We start from the raw sequence: 21,897 nt of genomic DNA, 5'->3' as shown, positions 1-21,897 counted from the left end.
GTTCAGACGGTTGACGATCTAATGCTTAACGGGCTAAGTCCGTTCGGCGTTGGTCCACAAATGTTTTTGCAAAAGACGTTAAGTCAATTTCAAAAAAATCTGCAATGAAGAATAAATTGCCTGTTGAAACGTTTGTGCCGTTTTCATAACGAGACAACATTCCAGCTGAAAGGTTCAATCCATAACGTTCGTTCAACGTTGCAGCCAACTGTCTTAACGTCATGTTGCGGTTAAGGCGTTGTTCCTTCAATAAAACTCCTAACAAGTTAGCCACCTCCAAGGGGGTAATTTCAAAAGGTTGTCTGAAAATTTGAGTAATTCATGACAAAGAAATTATACAGGGCTGGCAGAAAAACGCAACCGGGCCGCTGTTCAGCCGGATTCATCCACAAACTTTCACAAATAAATCATGCACCTACAAAGACTGTTAAATCAAAGAATATTCAATGTTCTGCATGATTTTTAAGAAACCTTATTGTAAAAATAAAATTAAATAATATTGCGATGAGATCGCGGTTTTACCACCTTTTTAGTCACTTTTCTAAAAAATGTATTAAAAAATCAATTGGGGAACGTTAAGATTCGCCCAGTCAGCGGGCAGAACTGGAAAAAATGCTGAATGTTTCATATACTTAGACAAAAGTCTAAACATGAAAGAAGAGTGACCATGGCGAAATTAGCGGATGGCCGTGAACACGGTGTTGTTAAAACGTTTGATCAAGAAAAGGGGTTTGGCTTCATTGCCGTTATGGGTAACCCAGATGTTTTTGTTCATTTTTCGGCAATCGAGGGCAGCGGCTTTAAATCATTAACGGTTGGCGATGAAGTCGATTTTGTCGTTGTTGAAGGGGTTCGTGGCCCGCAAGCCGCGAAGGTAACCAAACGCGGTGAAGGGACGGACGCACAATGAACTTTGAAGAAAAAGTGACAGCAGTAAGCCCCAAGTACCACGGCGCCATCATTGATGTTGAAAATCAAACCGTTGCGTTACCCGATGGCCGGATTGCGCACCGTGATGTGGTTCACCATGCAAACGCGGTGGCAATGTTGGCCATTACAGAAGACGGCAAGGCCATCTTTGAAGAGCAGTGGCGGGCCCCCATCGGGAAGACCACGTTGGAAGTCCCAGCAGGGAAACTGGATGATCGTGACGCCGATAACGCGAAAGAGGCCGCAATTCGTGAGTTAAACGAAGAAACGCGGTATGTAGCAACCGAAATTCATAAAATCGCTGGTTTTTACACCTCGGTTGGGTTTACGGATGAATACATGACGTTATACATGGTGACGGGGTTGAAGCCTGTCGCCGACGCGTTGCCACAGGATGCAGATGAAAATATCGTCCTGCACGAATACACACTGGCTGAAGCCAAACAATTGTTGGCTGACGGAAAGCTTGATGATCAAAAGACCGTGATGGCCGTTTATTACTGGCAGTTATTTGATGCCGGATTAGTGACGTTTGAAGATTAGACTGTCCTAACCGATGCGAAGCGAAAGATTGATTGAGGGAACAAGATGAACGATGATCAACAACCTGGGTCTGAGCCCAATTTAACGCGTGAACAGTACCGAAAACGTGGTAGTGAACAGGCCACAGCGCAACCAGAACCTTCAACGAGTGCGGCAGCTGAGCCGTCAAGACGGGCAACACAAAAACGTCGGGGATGGCAGTGGCCAACCTGGTTACGGCGCCGGTCACAAAAAAATGAAACGACGGAACCCGTCACGCCCACTATGGATCCCAATCAGCCGGAAAGCCGGGTTAAACCGGATGGCAAGCTGACTGGTGAAGAGAAAAGTCAACGGCTGGCACGGCGACTGAACGTTGTGATCATTACGTTAGTGGCCCTGATCGCGGTGGTCTATGTCATTTTGCGGTTTATCGGCTAGGGCGATTGCAGCACATTAATAAAAGTAAACGTTAGGGGATCATGATGAAATTTGGAATTTTATGTGCCATGGAAGAAGAAATCAAGGAATTAACGGCCCAACTGGCTGACGAACAAATTGTGACGGTTGGAAACATTGATTTCTTTACCGGAACCATTAGTGGGCAAGACGTTGTGCTGGTTCAATCAGGAATCGGTAAGGTTGAGGCCGGTTTAACTACCGCATTGTTAATTACAAACTTTGCAGTCGACGTTGTGATCAACAGTGGTTCTGCCGGTGGAATCGGTGAGGGCTTGAACGTGGGTGATGTGGTCATTGCTGACGAAACAGCCTACTGGGATGTTGACGCCACCGCCTTTAACTACGTTTATGGGCAACTTCCACAACAACCAGCACGGTTTGCGGCCTCGAATAAATGGGCAGAAGCCATCACACAGGCGGCGGACGCCACGGGCCTCGCTGTTAAACGGGGGCTGATCGTGACGGGGGATTCATTTGTTGCCAGTGACACCACGACGGCAATGATCAAGTCACATTTCCCAACGGCGCTAAGCTGTGAAATGGAAGGGGCTGCGGTTGGTCAGGTGGCCCACCAGTTCAACGTGCCATATCTAGTGATCCGTGCGATGAGCGATACAGGAAACGGTGACGCTGGTGTGTCATTCGATGAGTTTATTATTGAAGCCGGTCAGCGGTCAGCAAACATGTTGTTAAACTTCTTTGCTAACCAAGCAACCGCATAAGTAGTGATAAAGTGAGGAGGCAGATTCGTGCAACCGATTTATTTAGATAATGCTGCCACAACGCCAATGAGTGACGAAGTGGTTGCAACGATGATGGACCAAATGCAGCATGATTTTGGTAACGCAAGTTCCGTTCATGCGTTTGGTCGAAAGGCGCGGGCCGTTCTTGATGACGCGCGGCACGTTATTGCAACAAGTATTAAGGCGAATGATGATGAAATCGTCTTTACAGCTGGTGGAACGGAAAGCAACAATACGGTGTGGATGCAAACAGCCACCGCGAGAAAAGCACTTGGTCGGCGGATCATCACCACCGCCATTGAACATGAGTCCGTGATGAAAACGGCCAAGTGGCTGGGTGAAAATGGCTTTGACATTGTGTACTTGCCCGTTAACGAGGCCGGGGAGATCAGTTTGACCGACCTCAAGTCAGCCTTAACTGATGACACCATTTTGGTCTCCATCATGACGGGAAACAATGAAGTGGGGTCTGTAATGCCCATTCACGAAATTGGGGAACTGTTAAAGGATCATCAGGCATGGTTCCATACGGATGCCGTGCAGGCCTATGGGTTATTGGACATTGATGTGAACCGTGATCACATTGACATGTTATCCACGTCTGCGCACAAAATTAACGGGCCGAAGCAGATGGGCTTTTTGTATCGTCGAGATGGCATTAAGTTCCCAAGCTTCATGAAGGGCGGAGACCAGGAAGATAAGCGGCGGGCAGGCACGGAGAACATTCCAGCCATCGCTGGTTTTGCAACGGCCGTAACGGCGTTGACACCGGATGAAAAGGCCGCCCGTCAAGCCAAGTATGCTGGTTTCAAACAGGCCGTGATCGATGGACTGACGGATGCCGGTGTGATGTTTGAAGTCAACGGCAGTCTCAAATCCGATAATTTACAGCACGTTTTGAATCTGTGGATCAAGGGCGTAGAAAATGACGTCTTGTTGACAAATCTGGACCTGGCCGGGGTTGCGGTGTCCGCTGGGTCCGCATGTACGGCTGGCTCATTAGACCCAAGTCACGTTCTGGTCGCCATGTTTGGTGAAGGGTCACCGCGCATTATGCAGTCCATTCGCCTCAGTTTTGGCCGGTATACGACCACAGACGATATTGACGGCTTTGTTCACGCACTAACTGAAGTGGCAGCACGGTTACAACCACAGGCTGTCGGAAAGAAGGAAAACTAATGGCATTTGGAAAAACGGTAACGGTTACGGGAGATTCAACAACGTACGGATTAAGCGATCAAATTAAAAAATACACGCTGCGCGACCTTGGATTCACGCAGACAAATGCGGGTGGTTTTAGTTTAGAACGGCCGTTGGACCCAGCTGCTGGCGTGGCGGATTCAATTAAACTTCGTGTGCTAATTGGGAAAAACCTTGATGTGTTTAAAATGAGCACAGTTAATCCTAGTGGGACCGGTAATGTTAACATCTTTACCAACGCGAACCACGATGTGCTGGTGGAACAATATGGTTATCAAGTGGCAAATTTGGTGGAACGAAACGTCTTAACACCTGTTGAAAAGTAGCTATCATTAAACCGCCTGGGCGGTCACGGAAGCGTGACATCGTCTAGGCGGTTTTTGTTCCCGTGAGTCAGCACTTGAAAATGGTAAGTGTCACCTGTTATACTTATTCTCACTGATAATAACGACCTTCAAATCGTTGATTCTCAGAATCTAATTGAAATGATGGTGATACCATGACTGATCAAGCAGTTGATCATTCCAAGACCCGTGTTGTCGTCGGCATGAGTGGTGGGGTAGACTCGTCAGTAACGGCGCTCTTGCTCAAGCAGCAGGGCTACGATGTGGTTGGTGTGTTCATGAAAAATTGGGACGACACCGACGATAATGGCGTTTGTACGGCGACAGAAGATTATAAGGACGTTGCAAAGGTTGCCAACAAGATTGGCATTCCTTACTACTCCGTGAACTTCGAAAAGGAATACTGGGACCGTGTGTTCACGTATTTCTTGGACGAGTACAAAAAGGGGCGGACACCGAACCCTGACGTGGTCTGCAACAAGGAGATCAAGTTTAAGGCCTTTCTGGACTATGCGTTGGAACTTGGTGCCGACTATATCGCAACGGGGCACTACGCCCGTGTGACACACGATGAAGACGGGCATAGTCACTTGCTTCGTGGTGAGGACAGCAACAAGGACCAGACGTACTTTTTGAGTCAGCTTTCATCTGACCAGTTGGACCGGGTTATGTTCCCACTGGGTGAGATCGAGAAGCCGCAGGTTCGGGAGCTGGCCGAGGAGGCTGGGCTTGCTACCGCTGAAAAGAAGGATTCCGTTGGGATCTGTTTCATTGGTGAGAAGAACTGGAAGGGCTTTTTAAACCAGTACCTGCCAGCGCAAGAAGGCCAGATGTTGACGCTCGATGGTGAAGTCAAGGGAACCCATTACGGGTTAATGAACTACACCATCGGTCAGCGAAAGGGGCTGGGCATTGGTGGTCAAAAGGAAGGCGCCGAGCCGTGGTTTGTTATTGGCAAGGACCTCAGCAAGAACGTTTTGTATGTGGGTCAGGGCTTTGACAATCCGCACCTGTTGGCAACCAGCTTATCCGCCTCTGACCTGAACTGGGTCAATGAAAGTGATGAAAATGACTTCCACGTTACGGCCAAGTTCCGGTATCGTCAAAAGGATACCGGTGTGACGGTTCACCTAAACGAGGACCGCACGGTGGCCACCGTGACGTTTGACCAACCTGTTCGTGCCATTACACCGGGCCAAGCCGTGGTGTTCTATGATGGTGAAGAGTGTCTTGGGAGTGGCATCATTGATGCTGCCTTTAACGAAACGAAGACACTTCAGTACGTTTAAGCTTTAACGTAAATCAACTAACACAGCGGGCGTCTTGACGAATCAGTCAGGGCGCCCGTTTCATTATGATGGAAAGCACGGTTGGCTTTTATTTAAGCGGTAAAAATGCCATAATGAAAACACATTATTTTTAATTAGGGTGGCAAAACAGTGACCAAATTATACTTTATTCGTCATGGTAAGACGGAATGGAATTTATCAGGGCGGTACCAGGGGGCTAATGGAGATTCACCATTATTGCCCAGTAGTTACGAGGAAATTGAACGGTTGGCAGATTATTTGCGGGATGTCCCGTTTGTTCACGCTTATGCCAGTCCAATTAAACGTGCACGGGTAACGGCCATGCGGCTGTTGCAAGGCTTGAAGCAACATCCAGACCTAACGCTGGCCTCTGGACTACAGGAATTTAACCTTGGTAAAATGGAAGGCATGACGTTTACAGACGTAAAAGAGCAATTTCCCAAGGCGTATGATGGGTTTCGGTACCACGCGGACCAGTATGATCCGGCAGAAATCAACGGAGAATCCTTTGCTGACGTAATTGCGAGAATGACACCCATTATTCGGCAAGCGGCCGCCGTTCACCCACGAGAAACGGATAATTTATTGTTTGTGTCACATGGTGCTGCGTTAAACGTTGGGATCAACGGGTTACTTAATGTGCCCCTGGATGAGATGCGCGCCAAAGGTGGGCTGGCAAACACCAGTACCACCATTTTGGAAACAACGGATGGTGGCCAGTCGTTTACGTTAATTGACCGCAACATTACGAGTTATTTAAATGAACAGGCGAGTGCCACTAACACCATCTAGGCGAACACGTGGACACGACAAGTGGGAGCAAGACAATGAGTGATCACAAAAAGCAGACAAAAAAAGCGAGTGAACAACATATGACGGAGCCAGCCCAAACGGCGGCTGCTAATGCCGCGGTAACCAAGCTCATTAAGCAGATTGATGAAGCACCGCAAAATTATCATTTGAGTTATGAGTTGGCGACGGTTTTGTTAGAGATGCAGGATTATGAGCAGGCCGAAGAGTTGCTGTTAAAGACCCGGAGTTTATTCCCGGATGATGAAGCGGCAACCGCCTTACTTACGTATGGGCTAGGAAACGTTTATTACCAGGCGGCCCTTTATGATAAAGCGGCGGCCGCGTTTGGCGCGGTAACAGACAAAACGTTGCAGGTCGAGGCCTACCAAATGTTGGCGCAAACGTACATGCAGCAGAATGACTATCAAAAGTCGTTTGCATTTGCTTTGACAGTTCACGACGCTAAGCGCCAGGACAAAACGGTTAATGCGATGCTTGGGGACATCCTTCTAGCCATGGGAAACTTTAACCAGGCGGCCGATTTTTACGATCAGTCACTTGCCAGTGACCCTAAAAATGGCCCGGTCAACTTTAGCCGCGCGTTGACCGCAATGGTGCTTGATCAAGACCCTGATAGGTTTATGGCGGCTGCCACAGCAGCCGATCCACAATTCGTGGCGGATGGGCAACAGCGAATCGATGACATCGTGACACTGATCAACGATCGGAAGCAACAAACACATTAAATGAATGAAGGGGGTGACCATGATGTCAGAAAACATCGGTCTTTTTGACGATTCAGAATTCAAACCGGATTATGTGGTGGGCAAAGTGGCCACCATTTTTTTTAGTAGCAGTGACTCGTTTTACAAGGTTTTGCTTGTTCACGTTAATGAGACCACGTTGGACTGGGTGGAAGATGAAATCGTGGTAACGGGGTCCTTTGGGGATGTTAACGAAGAGGGCACGTACCGCTTTTTTGGAAAAATCGTGGATCACCCAAAGTACGGGAAGCAATTTGCGGCTAGCAACTATGAAAATGAAACACCAACGTCAAAGACGGGGCTCATCAAGTACCTTTCAAGTGACATCTTTCCGGGACTCGGGAAGAAGACGGCAGAACGAATCGTCGAGACGGTGGGATTAGATGTTATTGATAAAGTGGCCCAGGATCCCACTGTTTTAAACGGGATCGGGTTGAAAAAGTCCGTTCAGGATCATTTGGTTGAGGTCTTAAGTGAAAACCACGGGACGGAACAAATCATTATTGGGTTGAACGGATTTGGCTTTGGGAGCCAACTGGCGGCCAGCATTTACGACAAGTATAAGCGGGACACGTTGAACATTCTCCATGACAACCCGTATAAGCTGGTTGAAGACATTAACGGGGTCAGCTTTAAACGGGCGGACCAGGTTGCCGAACAGATGGGTTTTGACGCTGACGCGCCGGGCCGACTTCGCGCAGCACTGGTCGAGACCCTTAATGAACTATGTTTTTCGTCTGGGGATACTTATGCGCGGTTACAACCCCTCATGACGGGTGCCACCCGGCTGTTAGAATCGGCACGAAATGTCAGGATCGCCCCCGATGCGCTTGCTGATCAAATGCTAGCCTTGGCAAAGGATCAGATCATTGTTGGTAATGGACAACTTGTTTATCCCAAAAGTATGTATGATACAGAATGGGAGAGCGCTGAACATTTGATGCGGTTGCAAGAGAACCAGAAAAAGCCGGTAACACAGGATGTGGATTTAGATCATGAAATTCGCTGGGTGGAACGCCAGCTGAGTATCGATTATGATGACGCGCAAAAAGCAGCCCTGAAAGCAGCCATTACATCGCCAGTTTACCTGTTGACGGGTGGCCCCGGAACCGGGAAGACGACCATTATTAACGGGATTGTCGCGTTGTTTGCCCGCATTCACGAGGTGTCCTTAGATGTCAACGAGTATGAAGCAGGCACCTTTCCTATTTTACTGGCAGCCCCCACAGGGCGTGCTGCCAAACGGATGAGTGAAGTGACCGATCTGCCGGCCGGAACGATTCACCGGTTACTGGGATTGACCGGGCGAGAAGATGAGGACAGTCAGGAATCTGGTAAGGATCTGGAGGGCGGGCTGTTGATCGTTGACGAAATGTCAATGGTCGATACGTTCTTGTTTAAGACCCTGATTGCGGCGGTTCCAAATCACATGCAAGTGATTCTCGTCGGAGATCGTGATCAATTGCCATCAGTTGGCCCGGGGCAAATTTTTGCCGACCTGCTGGATTCACAGTGTTTGCCATTCATGGAACTTACCCGGATTCACCGACAGGACGATAAGTCATCGATCATTCCGCTGGCCCATGAAATTAAAGAGGGCGGCTTACCGGCAGACTTTACGCACAATCAGAGTGACCGAAGTTTCTTTGCGGCAAAACCATTTCAGGTTGTGCCGCTAATCAGTCAGGTGGTCGACCGGGCCAAGGCACGAGGGTTTGCCAAGGCAGACATTCAGGTGCTTGCACCAATGTATCGTGGGGCGGCCGGTATTAACGCACTGAACACAGCCCTTCAGGACGTTTTGAATCCGAAAAAGGGGCCAAAGACCAAGGAACTGGAAGCTCACGGGGAACATTTTCGGATCGGCGATAAGGTGCTCCACCTGGTGAATAGTCCGGAAAATAACGTGTTTAATGGTGATATGGGGCAGATCGTCGGGATCGATTTAGCAAGCGACAAGGGGAATGAGGATCACGTCGACCAGCTCACGATTGCGTTTGATCAAACGGAGGTCACGTACGGACGCCAAAACTTTGACCGGCTAACTTTAGCGTACTGTGTGTCTATTCATAAAGCACAGGGGTCACAATTCAAATTGGTCATTGTTCCCTTAGTGCCACAGTTTCGGCGGATGCTCCAACGAAACTTGTTATACACGGCCGTCACACGGGCACAGCAGTGGCTGATTTTGGTGGGGGATCAACAGTCGTTTGTCCAAGCTGCTGAAAATGCTTCTGCGGTGCGGCACACCACATTGAAAGAACGTCTGAAGACGGTCTTCCACCGTGAAGATGAGAAGCCAGTCACTGCACCAGTGGCGCCATCAGTTGGCGACGCCGAACCTAGTGACGACAAACAACCGGCTGGTGAAATAACACCAGCGCCGGTGATTCATGATGAACCAAGTGTGCCAGCGTTAACGTCGCTCACCACAGCGATGGTTCTTAGTGGTGAGGTGGATCCCATGATCGGCATGGTGGCGCTGACACCAGGAGACTTTGCATAAGGATTGATTGAGGGGGAGAGTAACATGTCAGAGACACAAACACCGGCCAATGTGGCCGTTCAACAACACTGGCGGCGAAATACGGGACTATTTTTGGCGGCGCAAAACTTCTTTTTATTTGGGTCGTCTTCCGTTTTCTTCGCCATTTTATGGTACATTGCGTTAAAAACGTCGTCCGGAACGTGGATGATGCTGGCGACACTGGCCCAGAGCTTGCCACAAATCCTGGTTTCATTGTGGGCTGGCGTGTGGGCCGACCGTTCTAACCGTCGCAACCTATTGATGTGGGCAACCGGAATGGTCACCGTTGTGACGCTTGGAATTGCGCTATTGTTTTACTTCGGGTGGCGGGACCTGTGGCTACTTTTATTGATTGCAGCGGTTCGCTCCATGGGGACAGGAATTGAAATGCCCGTCGGTAACGCCTTACTCCCACAGTTGGCGCCCAAAAATGAATTGACGCGAATGAATGGGTTAAACCAGTTGATCAACGCCGTTCTTTTACTGATTACGCCGATTGTGTCAGGGATTATCTTGGGACGGTTAGGAATCATCTTTATCTTTGTGATTGACGTTGTAACGGCCGCCGTGGGGCTCTTATTACTGGCGTTTATTCGGATTGCACCGGCAGTTTTGGCGGAGCAAAATGTGACAGCCGGCGCGGTGACCTCGACACTGAAACAAATTCGCGGTGGGTTATCGTTTACGTTTAACCACGCCTTTATGAAACGCTTTATGCTCCTCATTGCCTTAGCGTTTATCATGGTCGCGCCGAGTTCCCAGTTATCTACGTTGTTTGTTAAGCAAACGTTTGGTGGAAAGGTCATGCTGCTGACCCTAAACGAACTGTTATGGACGGCGGGCGCAACCGTTGGTGGCATTTGGATCAGTAGTCATCAACACATCGGTAAAAAGGTGCCGGTGATTGCGATTGCACTAGGAGTCAGCGGGGTTGCCTTCTTCTTCATGGGTGTCCCGGAGCCATTTTATGTATATCTGGTCTTTATGTTTATCAGCGGAATCGCCATGCCAATTATTCAGGCAACCAGTAACATCTTAATTCAGGAAACGGTGGCCCCAAACATGATGGGGCGGGTGTTCTCTATTTACCAAATTGTATCAACCGGGATTTATCCAGTGGCGATGCTCTTCTTTGGCCCACTGGCAGACGTCGTGGCCATCAAATGGATCTTTATGGCTTCAGGTCTTGCATTAGTGGGGGGTGCCTGGTGGTTTAACGGGGCGTTAGCGCACCGTGAACAGGATGAAACAGTTGGAACTGATTAAAAATCAGCATGATAGCGCTCCCGTGGTTGCTTTAGGGCTTGTCATTACGTGAGCGGCTTGCGATAATAGTGGTATTCAAATGAACGGACTGTAACGAGGCGCCCAGCGTCAAGCAAGGCAGCCATCATCCCACAACGAGTGGGTAAATTCTTGATTTAAGAACACGGAGGCAATCATGAAGGATCAACATACGAGCGGCAACATTAAGCTGTTTTCGTTAAACACTAACCGGCCACTGGCTGAAAAAATCGCAGCGGCCATTGATATTCCGCTGAGTCCCACCACGATTAGCACGTTTGCCGATGGCGAAATTGCCATCAGCATTGATGAAAGTGTTCGAGGCGACGAAGTGTACGTCATTCAGTCTGTTAGTGATCCCGTTAACAGTTCGTTTATGCAAGTGATGATCATGGTTGACGCGTTACGGCGGGCAAGTGCCGGTGAAATCAACGTGGTTCTTCCATACTATGGCTATGCTCGGGCTGACCGGAAGGCGCGGTCCCGCGAACCAATCACAGCCAAGTTGGTTGCAAACTTCCTCCAAATCGATGGTGTTGACCGGGTGTTAACGCTTGATCTTCATGCTGATCAGGTGCAAGGGTTCTTCAACATTCCGGTGGATCATTTACTGGGTGCACCACTGTTAGCCAAATACTTCTACACAAATGATCTGTTGGACAATGTGGTCGTGGTGGCACCGGATCATGCGGGTGTTTCACGGGCCCGGAACTTTGCCGAGTTATTAAAGGCACCGATTGCTATTATTGATAACCGGTCGGAGGATGAATTCGATCCTGAACCAGACTCCATTATCGGTGAGGTTGATGGCAAGACGGCCATCATCATTGATGACATGATCGATACGGCAGACCGGATGGCCATTTCAGCAGATGTGTTGAAGGCTGGCGGAGCCAAGGATGTTTATGCCGTGGCAACCCACGCCGTCTTTTCCGGAAATGCAGCAGCAACACTAAATCAATCTCCACTGAAGAAGGTTATTGTGACTGATTCAATTGCTGTTCCTGAGACGAAGGCGTTTGATAAGCTGGAAGTGATTTCGGTGGCTGAATTGATGGGTGAAGCCATCATGCGGATTCATAACAACCAACCCGTGGATGAGCTGTTCATCAGTAAGCAAAATCCGGACGTTAAGTTACGGTAATCAGAAGCGTGATTTTTAAAACGATCGTTTTTCCTATGGATGGAAGAACGATTTTTTTTTAGACCATTAAAACAACAATGGGTGAAAAGCTAAACAGATGAGTGATGAGGCGTTAGCCCAATTTTCCCAACTGCGTGTCAGGACGGTCTCTTAGTCGTGTTCATCCGTAAAATACGGTAGAATAGAAAGCTGTAAACAGGTGAGAGAGGAGTTTTTATATGTATCAAGCAGATGAAACACGTTATAACAACATGCCCGTTCGCCGGGTCGCAGACACAGGGTTTATGCTCCCTGCAGTCAGTTTTGGATTGTGGCGGAACTTAGGGGATCAACAACCCTACGCAAACAGTCGGGAAGTCATGCTGAAGGCGTTTGATAACGGGATTTTTAGTTTTGATAATGCGTCAAACTACGGGCCAAGTAATGGGACCGCTGAAGAAACCTTTGGTCGCGTCTTTGCACAAGACCTAAAACCTTACCGGAACGAATTGGTCATTACAACGAAGGCCGGCTTTCACATGTGGCCTGGCCCGTACGGTGAATTTTCATCACGGAAGACGTTGATGAACGCACTGGAATTATCCTTAACCCGGATGAACTTAGATTATGTCGACGTCTTTTACATGCACCGGTTTGATCCTAACACGTCATTAGAAGAACAGGTTGAAACGTTGGACCTGATGGTTCGGCAAGGAAAGGCGTTATACGTTGGGGTTTCAAACTTCACAGCTGACCAAACGGCCGCCATTACCAAGCTCTTTAAGGAACACCACACGCCATTTGTCGTGAACCAGAGCAGTTACAACATGATTAACCGAAGCGTTGAAGCAGATGGTTTACTCGACGTGTTAAAGGACAATAAGCTCGGCCTCGTTGCGTACGGGCCGCTGGCTGAAGGGTTACTGACGGACCGCTACTTAAAGGGAATCCCTGCTGACATGCCAATTCATTGGAGTAACAAACTGTCACTTGAACAGGGAGCAGATAAGGTCGTTGCAAAGCTGAACGATCTGAACAAGCTTGCTTCTGACCGTGGCCAAACGTTGGCGCAGATGGCATTGGCCTGGCTTTTGCATGATGACGTGGTAACCAGTGTTGTTATTGGGGCCTCCCATGTTGATCATTTGTTAGGTAACCTTCAGGCCGTGAATAATTTGGCCTTTACGGCGGATGAATTGGTCCAGATCGAAAGTATTTTGAACCGCTAACGGGGCCGCTTTATAAAAACATTTATGAGAAAAACGTGGTTAGCCTCATCATTTTCTCAAAAAAATTGTTGACATCGTTTTTTTAGTGCGGTAATCTTTATTTAATTTCAGATGACGATTAAACAATTTGAACAGGAGAGTAGTCGTAGTTGAACTGTCCAGAAAGCCTGCGTATGCTGAGAGCAGGTCAGGGAGACTCCGATGAATATGGCCTGCGATTGGTGTTAGCGAGCCACTAGGTAACTAGTGGTGAGTTAGCAATGACTTGGCGCTCATTACCGCGCACACCGTTACTAAGGAATTCTAGACCCTTTCTTTGTGTCGGTTGATGAGAAGTCAAATGGAAGTTTGACTTGAACTTAGAATGGTAACGCGATGGCTCGCTTCTAATTTTTGATAATTAGAAGCGGGCTTTTTTGTTTTACCAGCCAAATCAGTCGTCATGTGAAGCGTACCGTAAATTATTTAGGTGGCGCAATGCGCCTAACAACATTAAGGGAGAGATGATTATGAATAAAAAAATTCGGCATTTATTATTGGGTGTAGCAACGTTGTTAGCGCTGGTAGTCGTGTTAACGGGGTGTGGCAAATCAAGCAACGAGACGACCGTTAAAGTGGGAATCGTTGGCACTGACGATGAAAAAATTTGGAAGCCAATTGCCAAGGACGTGAAGAAAAAGGGCATCAACCTGAAGATCGTTACGTTTACGGATTACACGCAACCGAACCAGGCTTTGAGTGATAAGCAGATTGACATCAATGCGTTCCAACACTACTACTTCTTGGACCAATGGAATAAGGCCCACAAGACAGATTTAACAGCCGTTGGGAAAACGGTGGTTGCGCCACTGGGACTCTTTAGCAAGAAGATCAAAGACGTTTCTGACTTCAAGAAGGGTGACCAAATTGTCATTCCAAACGACGCCACTAATGAGGGACGGGCATTAAATCTTCTGAAGAATGCTGGTTTGATCAAACTGAATGACGCCAAGTTGCCAACACCAAAGGACATTACGGCTAATCCAAAGCACCTTAAGATCACCGCAGTGGCTGCCGACCAAACACCACGGTCACTGGATTCTGCAACGGCTGCTGTGGTCAACAATACGTACGCCGTTGATGCTAAGCTCGACATCAAAAAGGCCGTTTACGCTGAAAAGATCGATAATAACGTTAAGCCATACATTAACATCATCGCAGCACGGAAGGCTGATAAGAACAATAAGGCAATCAAGGAAATCGTGAAGGCTTACCAAACTGAACGAAACGCACAGTTGATCAAGAAGGACTTTAACGGAACATCCATTCCAGCGTGGAACCTAAAGATTGAAAAGTAAGCATCAATTCGGGGGCAAAGACGCCCCCATACATAGAATAGCAAGCACCATCCGCACTACGGCAACATATCGGCAGGGAAATGAAAGGAAAAAATGATGAAAACAACGACGGCGACGACAACCCCAATCATTGAGTTAACGGACATTGATGTAACGTTTAAAGAGGCTGACCGCGCGGTTCAAGCGGTTAAACAGGTCAACCTAACGATTAACCGCGGTGATATTTACGGCATTGTTGGTTACTCTGGTGCCGGTAAAAGTACACTCGTCCGGGTCATTAACCAACTGCAACGGCAAACGGCCGGAACCGTGGTGGTTAATGGTCAGGATATGGGGCAATTGACCGGGAAGACACTGCGCCAGGCCAGAACTAAAATTGGGATGATCTTTCAACACTTTAACTTAATGAACGAGCGCACCATTGGTGATAACGTGATGTTTCCGTTGTTGCTGAACAAGAATCTGAGCAAGGCGGAAAAACAAGCGAAGGTGGACCAATTACTGGACCTGGTTGGCCTGGCTGAAAAAAAGAATGACTACCCAACTCAGTTGTCAGGTGGACAAAAACAGCGGGTTGCGATTGCCCGTGCGTTGGCCAACGACCCGGAAATTTTGATCTCTGATGAGGCAACGTCCGCATTGGACCCGAAGACGACGGCAGCCATCCTGGCGTTGTTGAAGCATTTAAACGAAACGTTGGGGCTCACCGTCGTTTTAATCACGCACGAAATGCAGGCCGTTAAGGCAATTTGTAATCAGGTTGCCGTGATGCAGAATGGTGAAATGATCGAACGGGGGGATCTGTTAACGATCTTCTCAAACCCAACGCAGCAGTTGACAAAGGAGTTCATTGAAACGTCGTCACAGGTTGATTCCGCCTTGGCAAACGTTGTCGAACAACCGGCCATCCAACAAATGGGGGCGAATGATCGGTTAGTGGTCTTGTCTTATGCAGGGGATTCAACAGAGGCACCACTGATTGCCCAGTTGTATGAACAGTTTAAGGTGACGCCAAACATCCTGTTTGGAAACGTCGAAATTTTGCAAAATACGCCGGTTGGGACCCTCGGGCTTGTGCTGAGTGGAGAAGGTCATCAGGTGGCGGATGCGTTGACTTATGTGAAGCAACAAGGGGTCACGGTTCGTGAAATTGATGTCCCTGCCTACCGTGCTGAACTGGCACAACGGGCGGATGAAGACGCTGAAACGGAGGAGAACTAGCATGGGAACAGTATTAGCAAGTGGTTTTTGGGCATCACTCATGCCAAACGTTGTGACAAATACGGATGTTTTCATTCAGTCAACGTGGGAAACAATTTACATGACACTGATTTCCGGTGTGATTGCCGGGATCTTAGGGTTAATTATTGGGATTACCCTTGTGGTGACAGCACCTGGCGGGATTCTTGCCAACCAGCCAACGTACTGGATTCTGGATAAACTGGTCAACATTTTCCGGTCCATTCCGTTCATTATTTTATTGGCAGTGATTGCACCGTTTACCCGGCTCATTGTTGGGACGTCCATCGGGACAACGGCAGCGTTAGTCCCCTTGACGATTGGCTGTGCACCGTTTTACGCCCGTCAAGTTCAAAATGCCTTGGTTGATGTGGATCGGGGCATCATTGAGGCGGCTGAAGCAGTTGGTGCCTCACCGCTACAAATCATCTTCCGCGTTTATCTGCGGGAGGCATTGCCAGACCTCATTCGGACGTCTGTGGTGACCATCATCAGTTTGATCGGGTTAACCGCGATGGCGGGTGCCATTGGTGGTGGTGGTCTTGGGAACACCGCTATCAGCATTGGGTACGACCGGTTTGAAAATGACATTACGATCATGGCGATGATCATCATCCTAGCGTTAGTATTTTTGGTTCAAATCATTGGTGATTGGTGGGCTAAACGCACAGATCACCGGTAATTGGCCAACCAGTAATTGAATCTGAAACAGCCGTAGCCGTGGGTTAGATGACCCGTGACTGCGGCTGTTTGGTTTGTGAGACCAATATTGATGTTGTTTCCTAATGGATTAACAAGTTTTTTTCGCTGAAAAGTTTGCTAATGTTTGCGATAATAGAAAGCAGAAGTAACTAAAAAGAAAAAGCTGTCATTCTGGAGAATGACGTTGACTGGCATCGTTAAGCAGTCAGGGCTAATTAAGGGGTAGACGGATAAATGACAACAACACAGACAAAACGCTGGTTGGGTAACTTAGTGAAGGGCGTTTTACTGGTCGCAGCGGGTTTTTGTTTAGCACAGAGCAATCAAGCGGCGCATGCAGATAAAAAGGCTTCAACACAGACACCGTTTTGGCAGCAGCAAGCTTACCAAGGGACGTTTAAAAGTCAAAGTGCGGCCGGAAAGAACAAATCACTCACAAACAAAGTGGTGGTTCGGTTTAGTAAGGGTGACAATCGGTTTACGCAACAAGTGACGACTTCACTGGGCATCTCTGGGATTCAGCAACAGGTCACAGACGGTACGGTCAAACAGGATGGCAACAAACTGACGTTGACGCCGGAATCGACAGCAACGGTTGTTTATAAGACAGCGGCAGATCAGAAGGCCCACAAACCAGCAAACTATCACCAAAGCGGGTCTGCTTTTAACAGCAAGTTGACGTTTAGCGCCGCTGGTCAACCAATGAACTACACGGTCAACACGAAGAAAAAGGTCATTACGGGTGCTGAAAAACCGGCGCTTAAAATGACCCAAACGAAGACAACGTTGATCGCAACGAAGGAATTTGTGGATCAATTGCAAAAATAGCGTTTTGACTAGCTTTCCATGTTTGTTAACGGTTACAATAGATAGAGAAGGGGTGGGTAAACCATGTCAGATAATGAAAAGAAGAGCGGCAAGAACAAGGCCGACGTCATTAAGGGAAAAGTGTACGATTATAAGCGGATCTTGGTCGGGGTCGATGACTCGCCAGATGCACAATTGGCCTACCAATATGCGGTCAAACAGGCGAAGGAAGACAAGTCTGAACTGGTTATCGTCAGCATCTTGGAAGAACAGGATGTGAACGTCTTCGCTGCGCTCAGTAAAGAAATGCTGGACCAGCAACGTGATGCCATTCAAAAGCGGCTGGATGACTACCGTGAGACTGCAGAAAACTCCGGTGTGAAGGTCGTTAAGACCTTAATTGCTGAAGGGGATCCTGGTGATACAATCGTGAAGCAGGTCATTCCACAGGTTGATCCTGACCTCGTCATTGTGGGATCATTATCACGGCAAGGGGTTGCCAAGTACTTTGGGAGCCAGGCAGCGTATGTTGCTAAATACTCACCAGTTTCTGTTCTGGTGGTCCGGTAAAAAAGTAAAACGATTATTGACTCAATGGGGAGTCGATAATCGTTTTTTTGTACCCTCATGCATGAATTTGCTGGTGCTTTTTGAGCAAAAAAACAGGTGGCTGAATTTTCAGTCACCTGTTGCAATGATAATCAATTAATTGGGTTAGGCCTTGTCAACGGCGTGACCACCGAAGCCGTTCCGCAATGATGAAACAACCTTACCTGTAAAGGTATCGTTTTCCATTGAACGGTAACGCATCAACAGTGACATTGCGATAACAGGGGTTGCCACTTGTTGTTCCATGGCTTCTTCAAGGGTCCACTTACCTTCACCAGATGAGTGCATAGTTCCCTTGATGTTGTCCAATTTAGCGTCGTTAGCAAAGGCTTCTTGCGCTAATTCGATCAACCATGAACGAACAACTGAACCGTTGTTCCACAGGCGGGCAACGTCTTCGTTGTTGTAGTCAAACTGGCTGTGTTCCAAAACATCGAACCCTTCACCAATGGCTTCCATCATCCCGTATTCGATCCCGTTGTGGACCATCTTCAGGTAGTGACCTGAACCAGGCTTGCCAGTGTACAAGTAACCGTCTTTTTGGGCGATACCTTCGTACAGAGGACGTAGTGTTTCAAAGGCTTCGGCGCTAGTGCCACCGATCATGAAGTTACCGTCGTGACGAGCGCCTGATTGACCACCAGAAGTTCCACAGTCAAAGAAGTTGATGCCCTTGGCTTCAGCCTTCTTGGCGTCTTCAACGGAGTCCTTCCAGAAAGAGTTCCCACCATCGATGATGTAGTCACCAGCACTCATTAAGTCGAGGAGGCTATCGATGGTTGCTTCAGTTGGCTTACCGGCAGGTACCATGATCCAAACAATTTTTGGTGATGGTAATTTTGCAACCATGTCTTCCAATGATTCAGCGCTTTCTGCACCAGCAGTGACTGCTTGGGCAACGAAGTCCTTGTTTAAATCAAAACCAACAACTTGGTTATCGTGGTCCATCATGTTTTCTGCTAAGTTCAGGCCCATTTTACCTAAACCGATTAAACCTAATTTCATTTGAGAAATCCCTCTTTCGGTATTTGTGTTTTATTACTCTTTGATTATATGAAAAGTTTTTTCAAAAATCAAGAACAAACTTGTAAAGTCATTTCAAACGATTAAGTCCATTAATTGATTGACCGTGAAGCCATTCAATGATGTCGTATCGTGAAGGGGGCATTTTATGTTGTCTTAGTTAATTAATTGACGTGGTAAAGGTAAGCTTTTATTAAAGAAGTTTGAGACTTTTTAAAGGTCAAAAAAATCCTTGTAACATCCTTGTCATTTAATTGTTACATCGGTAAAATTAAGGCTGTTCGAATGAGAGAAAGTCCATCTTCTTTTTATTGGAGGCGGTCCAAATGCGACAATCCGGAAATCGGTCTGTCGATTATTACATGGGGCTGTGTTACCAGGTGGTCGTTAATTCGATTGAGGAGGGCGCGGGCAAGCACTACTTTGCCCTTAGCATTCCTGAATTAACGGGCTTGGGCGTTGCAGCCGATTCGATCTCCGCTGGCATTCGTGAACTGAACGAAGCCAAGCGAAAATGGTTTGAAACGAACCTCAAGTTGGCCCGGCCGATCCCCGAACCAACGGTTGAGCAAAGCTCGTCACAAGCCATCTAATGAAATCTGGTTTCACTCCTAAAGCGACCGTGGCTGGTCGCTTTTTTTGTGCTGGCCAGATGGATTTTTGTCATTAATAAAATGATTAATCGAATTAATTAACGAACTTTATTGGCGTGAATGTTTGCAATCGTTCATAATTAGCCGTATTCTAAATTAAAGTTTTATTGTTGTGTAAAACCAATATTTGGAAGGGGCCAGACGAATGCTTATCCAACAAGCGTTAATCAACAATCAACAAGAACCATGTGACTTACGAATTGAGGACGGTCAGTTTACGGCCATTGATCACCACATTGAACCACGAGATGGTGAAACGATCATCAATGCTGACCATAAACTGTTACTTCCACCACTGGTTGATCCCCATGTTCATTTGGACGCGACCCAGACGGCTGGCGATCCAGAGTGGAATCAATCGGGCACATTGTTTGACGGGATTCGGATCTGGTCTGAACGAAAAAAGACACTAACGGTTGACGACGTGAAGGAGCGGGCTAAGCTGACCCTACGCAAACAAATTGCGAACGGAATTCAGGTGGTTCGGTCACACGTTGACGTAACGGACCCCAGCTTTACCGCATTAAAGGGCCTGTTAGCGGTTAAAGAAGAAATGGCTGATGAAGTCGAATTACAGTTGGTTGCGTTTCCACAGGAAGGGATTTTATCGTTTCCACATGGAAAAGAACTGATGGAAGAAGCCGTGAAGATGGGGGCCGACGTGATCGGGGGGATTCCGCACTTTGAATTTACCCGCGAATATGGGATCGACTCACTTCATTACATTGCCGAGTTAGCAGAACGCTACGACCGTTTGATCGACGTTCACTGCGATGAAATTGACGATCCGGCTTCACGGCACCTTGAAACACTGGCCACCATCGCCTACGAGACGGGTCTGGGTGACCGTGTCACGGCAAGTCACACCACAGCGTTGGGTTCATATAATAATGCGTACGCGTATAAGTTGTTCCGGTTATTACGGATGGCTGACATTAACATGATCGCCAATCCGCTGGTGAACACAAACTTGGGTGGTCGGTTTGACACGTATCCGAAGCGACGGGGAATGACGCGGGTCAAGGAGCTCACCGCTGATGGAATCAACGTTGCCTTTGGGGAGGATGACATTCGTGATCCGTGGTACCCAATGGGGAATGGGAACATGCTTGATCCCGTTTCAATGGGGCTACACGTTGGGCACATGATGGGGTATGACGAAATCAATAATTCGTTTGAATTTGTGACAAGCCACGCAGCCAAGGCCCTCCACATTTTGGACCATTACGGGATCGAAGTGGGCAAACCGGCAAACTGCATCATTTATAACCAACATGATTTCTACAACACACTAAATGAGCACGCAGAGGTGCTGTATTCAATTCGTCACGGGAAGGTGATCGCGCAAACGACGCCAAAAGAGACAACCCTGAACTTTTAAGATCAGTGTGAACGAAAAAAACGGTGCCAAGATGATTATCTTGGCGCCGTTTTTTTAATTGCGCTGGGTGAGGGCAGTTAGTTTGCTGCCAAAATTTGATCGATCACGTTTAAGACACCGTCATCGTTGTTGTGCCCACCCTGTTTTGGGGCCTGGTCAATGATGCTTTTATGAGCGTTTGCCATGGCGTAACCATGGGGCGTCATCGTTAACATGTCCAGGTCATTTTCGTTGTCACCAAACGTGGCGAGCTCATCGTTAGCAACGTGATACCGTTCCTGAAGGTGCTGGAGACCCGTCGCTTTGGTGATGCCGGTAAGACCGATATCTTGGGTATCAAAACCAGAGTTCAGGGCGGTGAGGTGGGGATCAAGCAGCGCGGGTAACGTTGCAGCTTGCGCAGGCGTAACCCGTGTAGGATCAAAGGTGAGGGCAATTTTAACCACTTGGTCCGCGAGTTGCTGCGGGTTGACATCAAATAAATCGGTTAAGCGGTCAAGGGCATCATAATACAGTTTAATGTGTTCAAAAACGGGATCCGGGGTGATGCCATCAACGTACGCACTGCGAACCCCAGAGACAGTGGTCAGCGCAAACGGTTGGGGGAAGTGCGTTTTCAACGTTTGTAGCGTTTGGACGATGAGGTCATCAGGAATTTGACTGGCAAAGAGCAGTTCATCTCTGGCGTGGACAATGGCGCCATTGTCGGAAATGAAGTCCATTTGATGTTTGAATTCGGTAAATTGTTTGACGAGGCGTTGATACTGGGAACCAGACGCTGCCGCAAAGTGAATGCCCTTATCCGTGAGTGCGCGTAATTGATCGGCAAAACGATCGTGATTATAGGTGTTTGCGTCGTTTAGAAAGGTGCCGTCCATGTCGACAGCGATAAGTTTGATGGTCATGAAAACTCCTC

General features: G+C 47.9%; 23 protein-coding genes. 20 read left to right on the top strand and 3 right to left on the bottom strand.

Translation table 11 applies throughout. From position 1 onward, the window contains the following. Positions 1-25: 25 nt before the first annotated feature. Entirely contained in the window at positions 26-265 is a 240-nt protein-coding gene (locus ACKTR5_RS05580; protein ID WP_407879879.1) for a helix-turn-helix domain-containing protein, read from the bottom strand. A 402-nt stretch (positions 266-667) separates the two neighbouring features. On the opposite strand from ACKTR5_RS05580, the gene ACKTR5_RS05575 reads away from it, so the two are divergent. The 18 genes from ACKTR5_RS05575 to ACKTR5_RS05490 all read left to right on the top strand — a co-directional run bounded on the left by ACKTR5_RS05575 (position 668) and on the right by ACKTR5_RS05490 (position 17,885). Further along, positions 668-910, top strand: a complete 243-nt coding sequence (locus ACKTR5_RS05575; protein WP_407879877.1) for a cold shock domain-containing protein — start codon at positions 668-670, stop codon at positions 908-910. Next, positions 907-1,473 (top strand): NUDIX hydrolase, encoded by a 567-nt coding sequence (locus ACKTR5_RS05570; RefSeq protein ID WP_407879875.1) that lies wholly within the window; start codon positions 907-909, stop codon positions 1,471-1,473. Before ACKTR5_RS05575 ends, ACKTR5_RS05570 begins: the two co-directional genes overlap by 4 nt. Before the next feature lie 45 nt (positions 1,474-1,518). Then, a complete protein-coding gene (locus ACKTR5_RS05565) occupies positions 1,519-1,893 on the top strand; it encodes a hypothetical protein (protein WP_407879873.1) in 375 nt (124 codons plus the stop codon). 44 nt (positions 1,894-1,937) lie between these two features. Beyond that, positions 1,938-2,636: a 5'-methylthioadenosine/adenosylhomocysteine nucleosidase gene (locus ACKTR5_RS05560; RefSeq protein ID WP_407879871.1), complete on the top strand. Its 699-nt coding sequence runs from the start codon at positions 1,938-1,940 to the stop codon at positions 2,634-2,636. A 27-nt stretch (positions 2,637-2,663) separates the two neighbouring features. Continuing rightward, positions 2,664-3,836, top strand: a complete 1,173-nt coding sequence (locus ACKTR5_RS05555) for a cysteine desulfurase family protein (RefSeq protein ID WP_407879869.1) — start codon at positions 2,664-2,666, stop codon at positions 3,834-3,836. Next, entirely contained in the window at positions 3,836-4,183 is a 348-nt protein-coding gene (locus ACKTR5_RS05550) for a DUF1831 domain-containing protein (RefSeq protein WP_407879867.1), read from the top strand. The genes ACKTR5_RS05555 and ACKTR5_RS05550 overlap by 1 nt, the downstream gene beginning before the upstream one ends. A gap of 173 nt (positions 4,184-4,356) precedes the next feature. After that, positions 4,357-5,490 (top strand): tRNA 2-thiouridine(34) synthase MnmA, encoded by a 1,134-nt coding sequence (mnmA, locus tag ACKTR5_RS05545; protein ID WP_407879865.1) that lies wholly within the window; start codon positions 4,357-4,359, stop codon positions 5,488-5,490. 150 nt (positions 5,491-5,640) lie between these two features. Next, complete coding sequence (locus tag ACKTR5_RS05540) at positions 5,641-6,303, top strand: histidine phosphatase family protein (protein ID WP_407879863.1); 663 nt, start codon at positions 5,641-5,643, stop codon at positions 6,301-6,303. 35 nt (positions 6,304-6,338) lie between these two features. Further along, entirely contained in the window at positions 6,339-7,049 is a 711-nt protein-coding gene (locus ACKTR5_RS05535) for a tetratricopeptide repeat protein (RefSeq protein WP_407879861.1), read from the top strand. Positions 7,050-7,068: 19 nt separating this feature from the next. Then, positions 7,069-9,573, top strand: a complete 2,505-nt coding sequence (gene recD2, locus ACKTR5_RS05530; protein ID WP_407879859.1) for an SF1B family DNA helicase RecD2 — start codon at positions 7,069-7,071, stop codon at positions 9,571-9,573. 24 nt (positions 9,574-9,597) lie between these two features. After that, complete coding sequence (locus ACKTR5_RS05525) at positions 9,598-10,860, top strand: MFS transporter (RefSeq protein ID WP_407879858.1); 1,263 nt, start codon at positions 9,598-9,600, stop codon at positions 10,858-10,860. Between the two features lie 175 nt (positions 10,861-11,035). Next, positions 11,036-12,022, top strand: a complete 987-nt coding sequence (locus ACKTR5_RS05520) for a ribose-phosphate diphosphokinase (RefSeq protein ID WP_407879857.1) — start codon at positions 11,036-11,038, stop codon at positions 12,020-12,022. A gap of 218 nt (positions 12,023-12,240) precedes the next feature. Continuing rightward, positions 12,241-13,230 carry an aldo/keto reductase gene (locus tag ACKTR5_RS05515; RefSeq protein ID WP_407879856.1) on the top strand — a complete coding sequence of 330 codons (990 nt, stop codon included), beginning with the start codon at positions 12,241-12,243 and terminating at the stop codon, positions 13,228-13,230. A 509-nt stretch (positions 13,231-13,739) separates the two neighbouring features. Further along, the gene (locus ACKTR5_RS05510) at positions 13,740-14,567 is read left to right on the top strand and encodes a MetQ/NlpA family ABC transporter substrate-binding protein (RefSeq protein WP_407879854.1); all 828 of its coding nucleotides are present in this window, start codon (positions 13,740-13,742) and stop codon (positions 14,565-14,567) included. Positions 14,568-14,663: 96 nt separating this feature from the next. Beyond that, positions 14,664-15,788: a methionine ABC transporter ATP-binding protein gene (locus ACKTR5_RS05505; RefSeq protein ID WP_407879937.1), complete on the top strand. Its 1,125-nt coding sequence runs from the start codon at positions 14,664-14,666 to the stop codon at positions 15,786-15,788. Position 15,789: 1 nt separating this feature from the next. Beyond that, positions 15,790-16,488 (top strand): methionine ABC transporter permease, encoded by a 699-nt coding sequence (locus ACKTR5_RS05500; RefSeq protein ID WP_407879853.1) that lies wholly within the window; start codon positions 15,790-15,792, stop codon positions 16,486-16,488. Positions 16,489-16,742: 254 nt separating this feature from the next. Next, positions 16,743-17,336 (top strand): hypothetical protein, encoded by a 594-nt coding sequence (locus ACKTR5_RS05495; protein ID WP_407879852.1) that lies wholly within the window; start codon positions 16,743-16,745, stop codon positions 17,334-17,336. Between the two features lie 63 nt (positions 17,337-17,399). Then, positions 17,400-17,885, top strand: coding sequence for a universal stress protein (locus ACKTR5_RS05490; RefSeq protein ID WP_407879850.1), 486 nt, complete (start codon positions 17,400-17,402; stop codon positions 17,883-17,885). 144 nt (positions 17,886-18,029) lie between these two features. Here ACKTR5_RS05490 and gnd read toward each other — a convergent pair whose 3' ends face one another. Beyond that, a complete protein-coding gene (gnd, locus tag ACKTR5_RS05485; RefSeq protein WP_407879848.1) occupies positions 18,030-18,929 on the bottom strand; it encodes a phosphogluconate dehydrogenase (NAD(+)-dependent, decarboxylating) in 900 nt (299 codons plus the stop codon). Between the two features lie 344 nt (positions 18,930-19,273). Between gnd and ACKTR5_RS05480 the strand changes: the two genes are divergently transcribed. Then, positions 19,274-19,540: a type II toxin-antitoxin system HicB family antitoxin gene (locus tag ACKTR5_RS05480; protein WP_407879846.1), complete on the top strand. Its 267-nt coding sequence runs from the start codon at positions 19,274-19,276 to the stop codon at positions 19,538-19,540. Between the two features lie 205 nt (positions 19,541-19,745). Continuing rightward, a complete protein-coding gene (codA, locus tag ACKTR5_RS05475) occupies positions 19,746-20,981 on the top strand; it encodes a cytosine deaminase (protein WP_407879844.1) in 1,236 nt (411 codons plus the stop codon). A gap of 77 nt (positions 20,982-21,058) precedes the next feature. Here the strand turns inward: codA and ACKTR5_RS05470 are convergent, their stop codons facing one another. Beyond that, positions 21,059-21,886 (bottom strand): Cof-type HAD-IIB family hydrolase, encoded by an 828-nt coding sequence (locus ACKTR5_RS05470; RefSeq protein WP_407879842.1) that lies wholly within the window; start codon positions 21,884-21,886, stop codon positions 21,059-21,061. Positions 21,887-21,897: the final 11 nt, after the last annotated feature.

Source organism: Furfurilactobacillus entadae (assembly GCF_045862745.1).
GTDB lineage: Bacteria > Bacillota > Bacilli > Lactobacillales > Lactobacillaceae > Furfurilactobacillus > Furfurilactobacillus entadae.
The sequence above is the reverse complement of the archived record's forward strand: the minus strand, read 5'-3'. Positions and strand labels throughout refer to the sequence as shown.

What these genes read in the sequence shown, in the direction of transcription:
- ACKTR5_RS05575 (WP_407879877.1), top strand. Translation starts at nt 668, where the DNA reads ATGGCGAAATTAGCGGATGGCCGTGAACACGGTGTTGTTAAAACGTTT.
- ACKTR5_RS05570 (WP_407879875.1), top strand. Translation starts at nt 907, where the DNA reads ATGAACTTTGAAGAAAAAGTGACAGCAGTAAGCCCCAAGTACCACGGC.
- ACKTR5_RS05565 (WP_407879873.1), top strand. Translation starts at nt 1,519, where the DNA reads ATGAACGATGATCAACAACCTGGGTCTGAGCCCAATTTAACGCGTGAA.
- ACKTR5_RS05560 (WP_407879871.1), top strand. Translation starts at nt 1,938, where the DNA reads ATGAAATTTGGAATTTTATGTGCCATGGAAGAAGAAATCAAGGAATTA.
- ACKTR5_RS05550 (WP_407879867.1), top strand. Translation starts at nt 3,836, where the DNA reads ATGGCATTTGGAAAAACGGTAACGGTTACGGGAGATTCAACAACGTAC.
- mnmA (WP_407879865.1), top strand. Translation starts at nt 4,357, where the DNA reads ATGACTGATCAAGCAGTTGATCATTCCAAGACCCGTGTTGTCGTCGGC.
- ACKTR5_RS05535 (WP_407879861.1), top strand. Translation starts at nt 6,339, where the DNA reads ATGAGTGATCACAAAAAGCAGACAAAAAAAGCGAGTGAACAACATATG.
- recD2 (WP_407879859.1), top strand. Translation starts at nt 7,069, where the DNA reads ATGATGTCAGAAAACATCGGTCTTTTTGACGATTCAGAATTCAAACCG.
- ACKTR5_RS05525 (WP_407879858.1), top strand. Translation starts at nt 9,598, where the DNA reads ATGTCAGAGACACAAACACCGGCCAATGTGGCCGTTCAACAACACTGG.
- ACKTR5_RS05520 (WP_407879857.1), top strand. Translation starts at nt 11,036, where the DNA reads ATGAAGGATCAACATACGAGCGGCAACATTAAGCTGTTTTCGTTAAAC.
- ACKTR5_RS05515 (WP_407879856.1), top strand. Translation starts at nt 12,241, where the DNA reads ATGTATCAAGCAGATGAAACACGTTATAACAACATGCCCGTTCGCCGG.
- ACKTR5_RS05510 (WP_407879854.1), top strand. Translation starts at nt 13,740, where the DNA reads ATGAATAAAAAAATTCGGCATTTATTATTGGGTGTAGCAACGTTGTTA.
- ACKTR5_RS05505 (WP_407879937.1), top strand. Translation starts at nt 14,664, where the DNA reads ATGAAAACAACGACGGCGACGACAACCCCAATCATTGAGTTAACGGAC.
- ACKTR5_RS05500 (WP_407879853.1), top strand. Translation starts at nt 15,790, where the DNA reads ATGGGAACAGTATTAGCAAGTGGTTTTTGGGCATCACTCATGCCAAAC.
- ACKTR5_RS05495 (WP_407879852.1), top strand. Translation starts at nt 16,743, where the DNA reads ATGACAACAACACAGACAAAACGCTGGTTGGGTAACTTAGTGAAGGGC.
- ACKTR5_RS05490 (WP_407879850.1), top strand. Translation starts at nt 17,400, where the DNA reads ATGTCAGATAATGAAAAGAAGAGCGGCAAGAACAAGGCCGACGTCATT.
- gnd (WP_407879848.1), bottom strand. Translation starts at nt 18,929, where the DNA reads ATGAAATTAGGTTTAATCGGTTTAGGTAAAATGGGCCTGAACTTAGCA.
- ACKTR5_RS05480 (WP_407879846.1), top strand. Translation starts at nt 19,274, where the DNA reads ATGCGACAATCCGGAAATCGGTCTGTCGATTATTACATGGGGCTGTGT.
- codA (WP_407879844.1), top strand. Translation starts at nt 19,746, where the DNA reads ATGCTTATCCAACAAGCGTTAATCAACAATCAACAAGAACCATGTGAC.
- ACKTR5_RS05470 (WP_407879842.1), bottom strand. Translation starts at nt 21,886, where the DNA reads ATGACCATCAAACTTATCGCTGTCGACATGGACGGCACCTTTCTAAAC.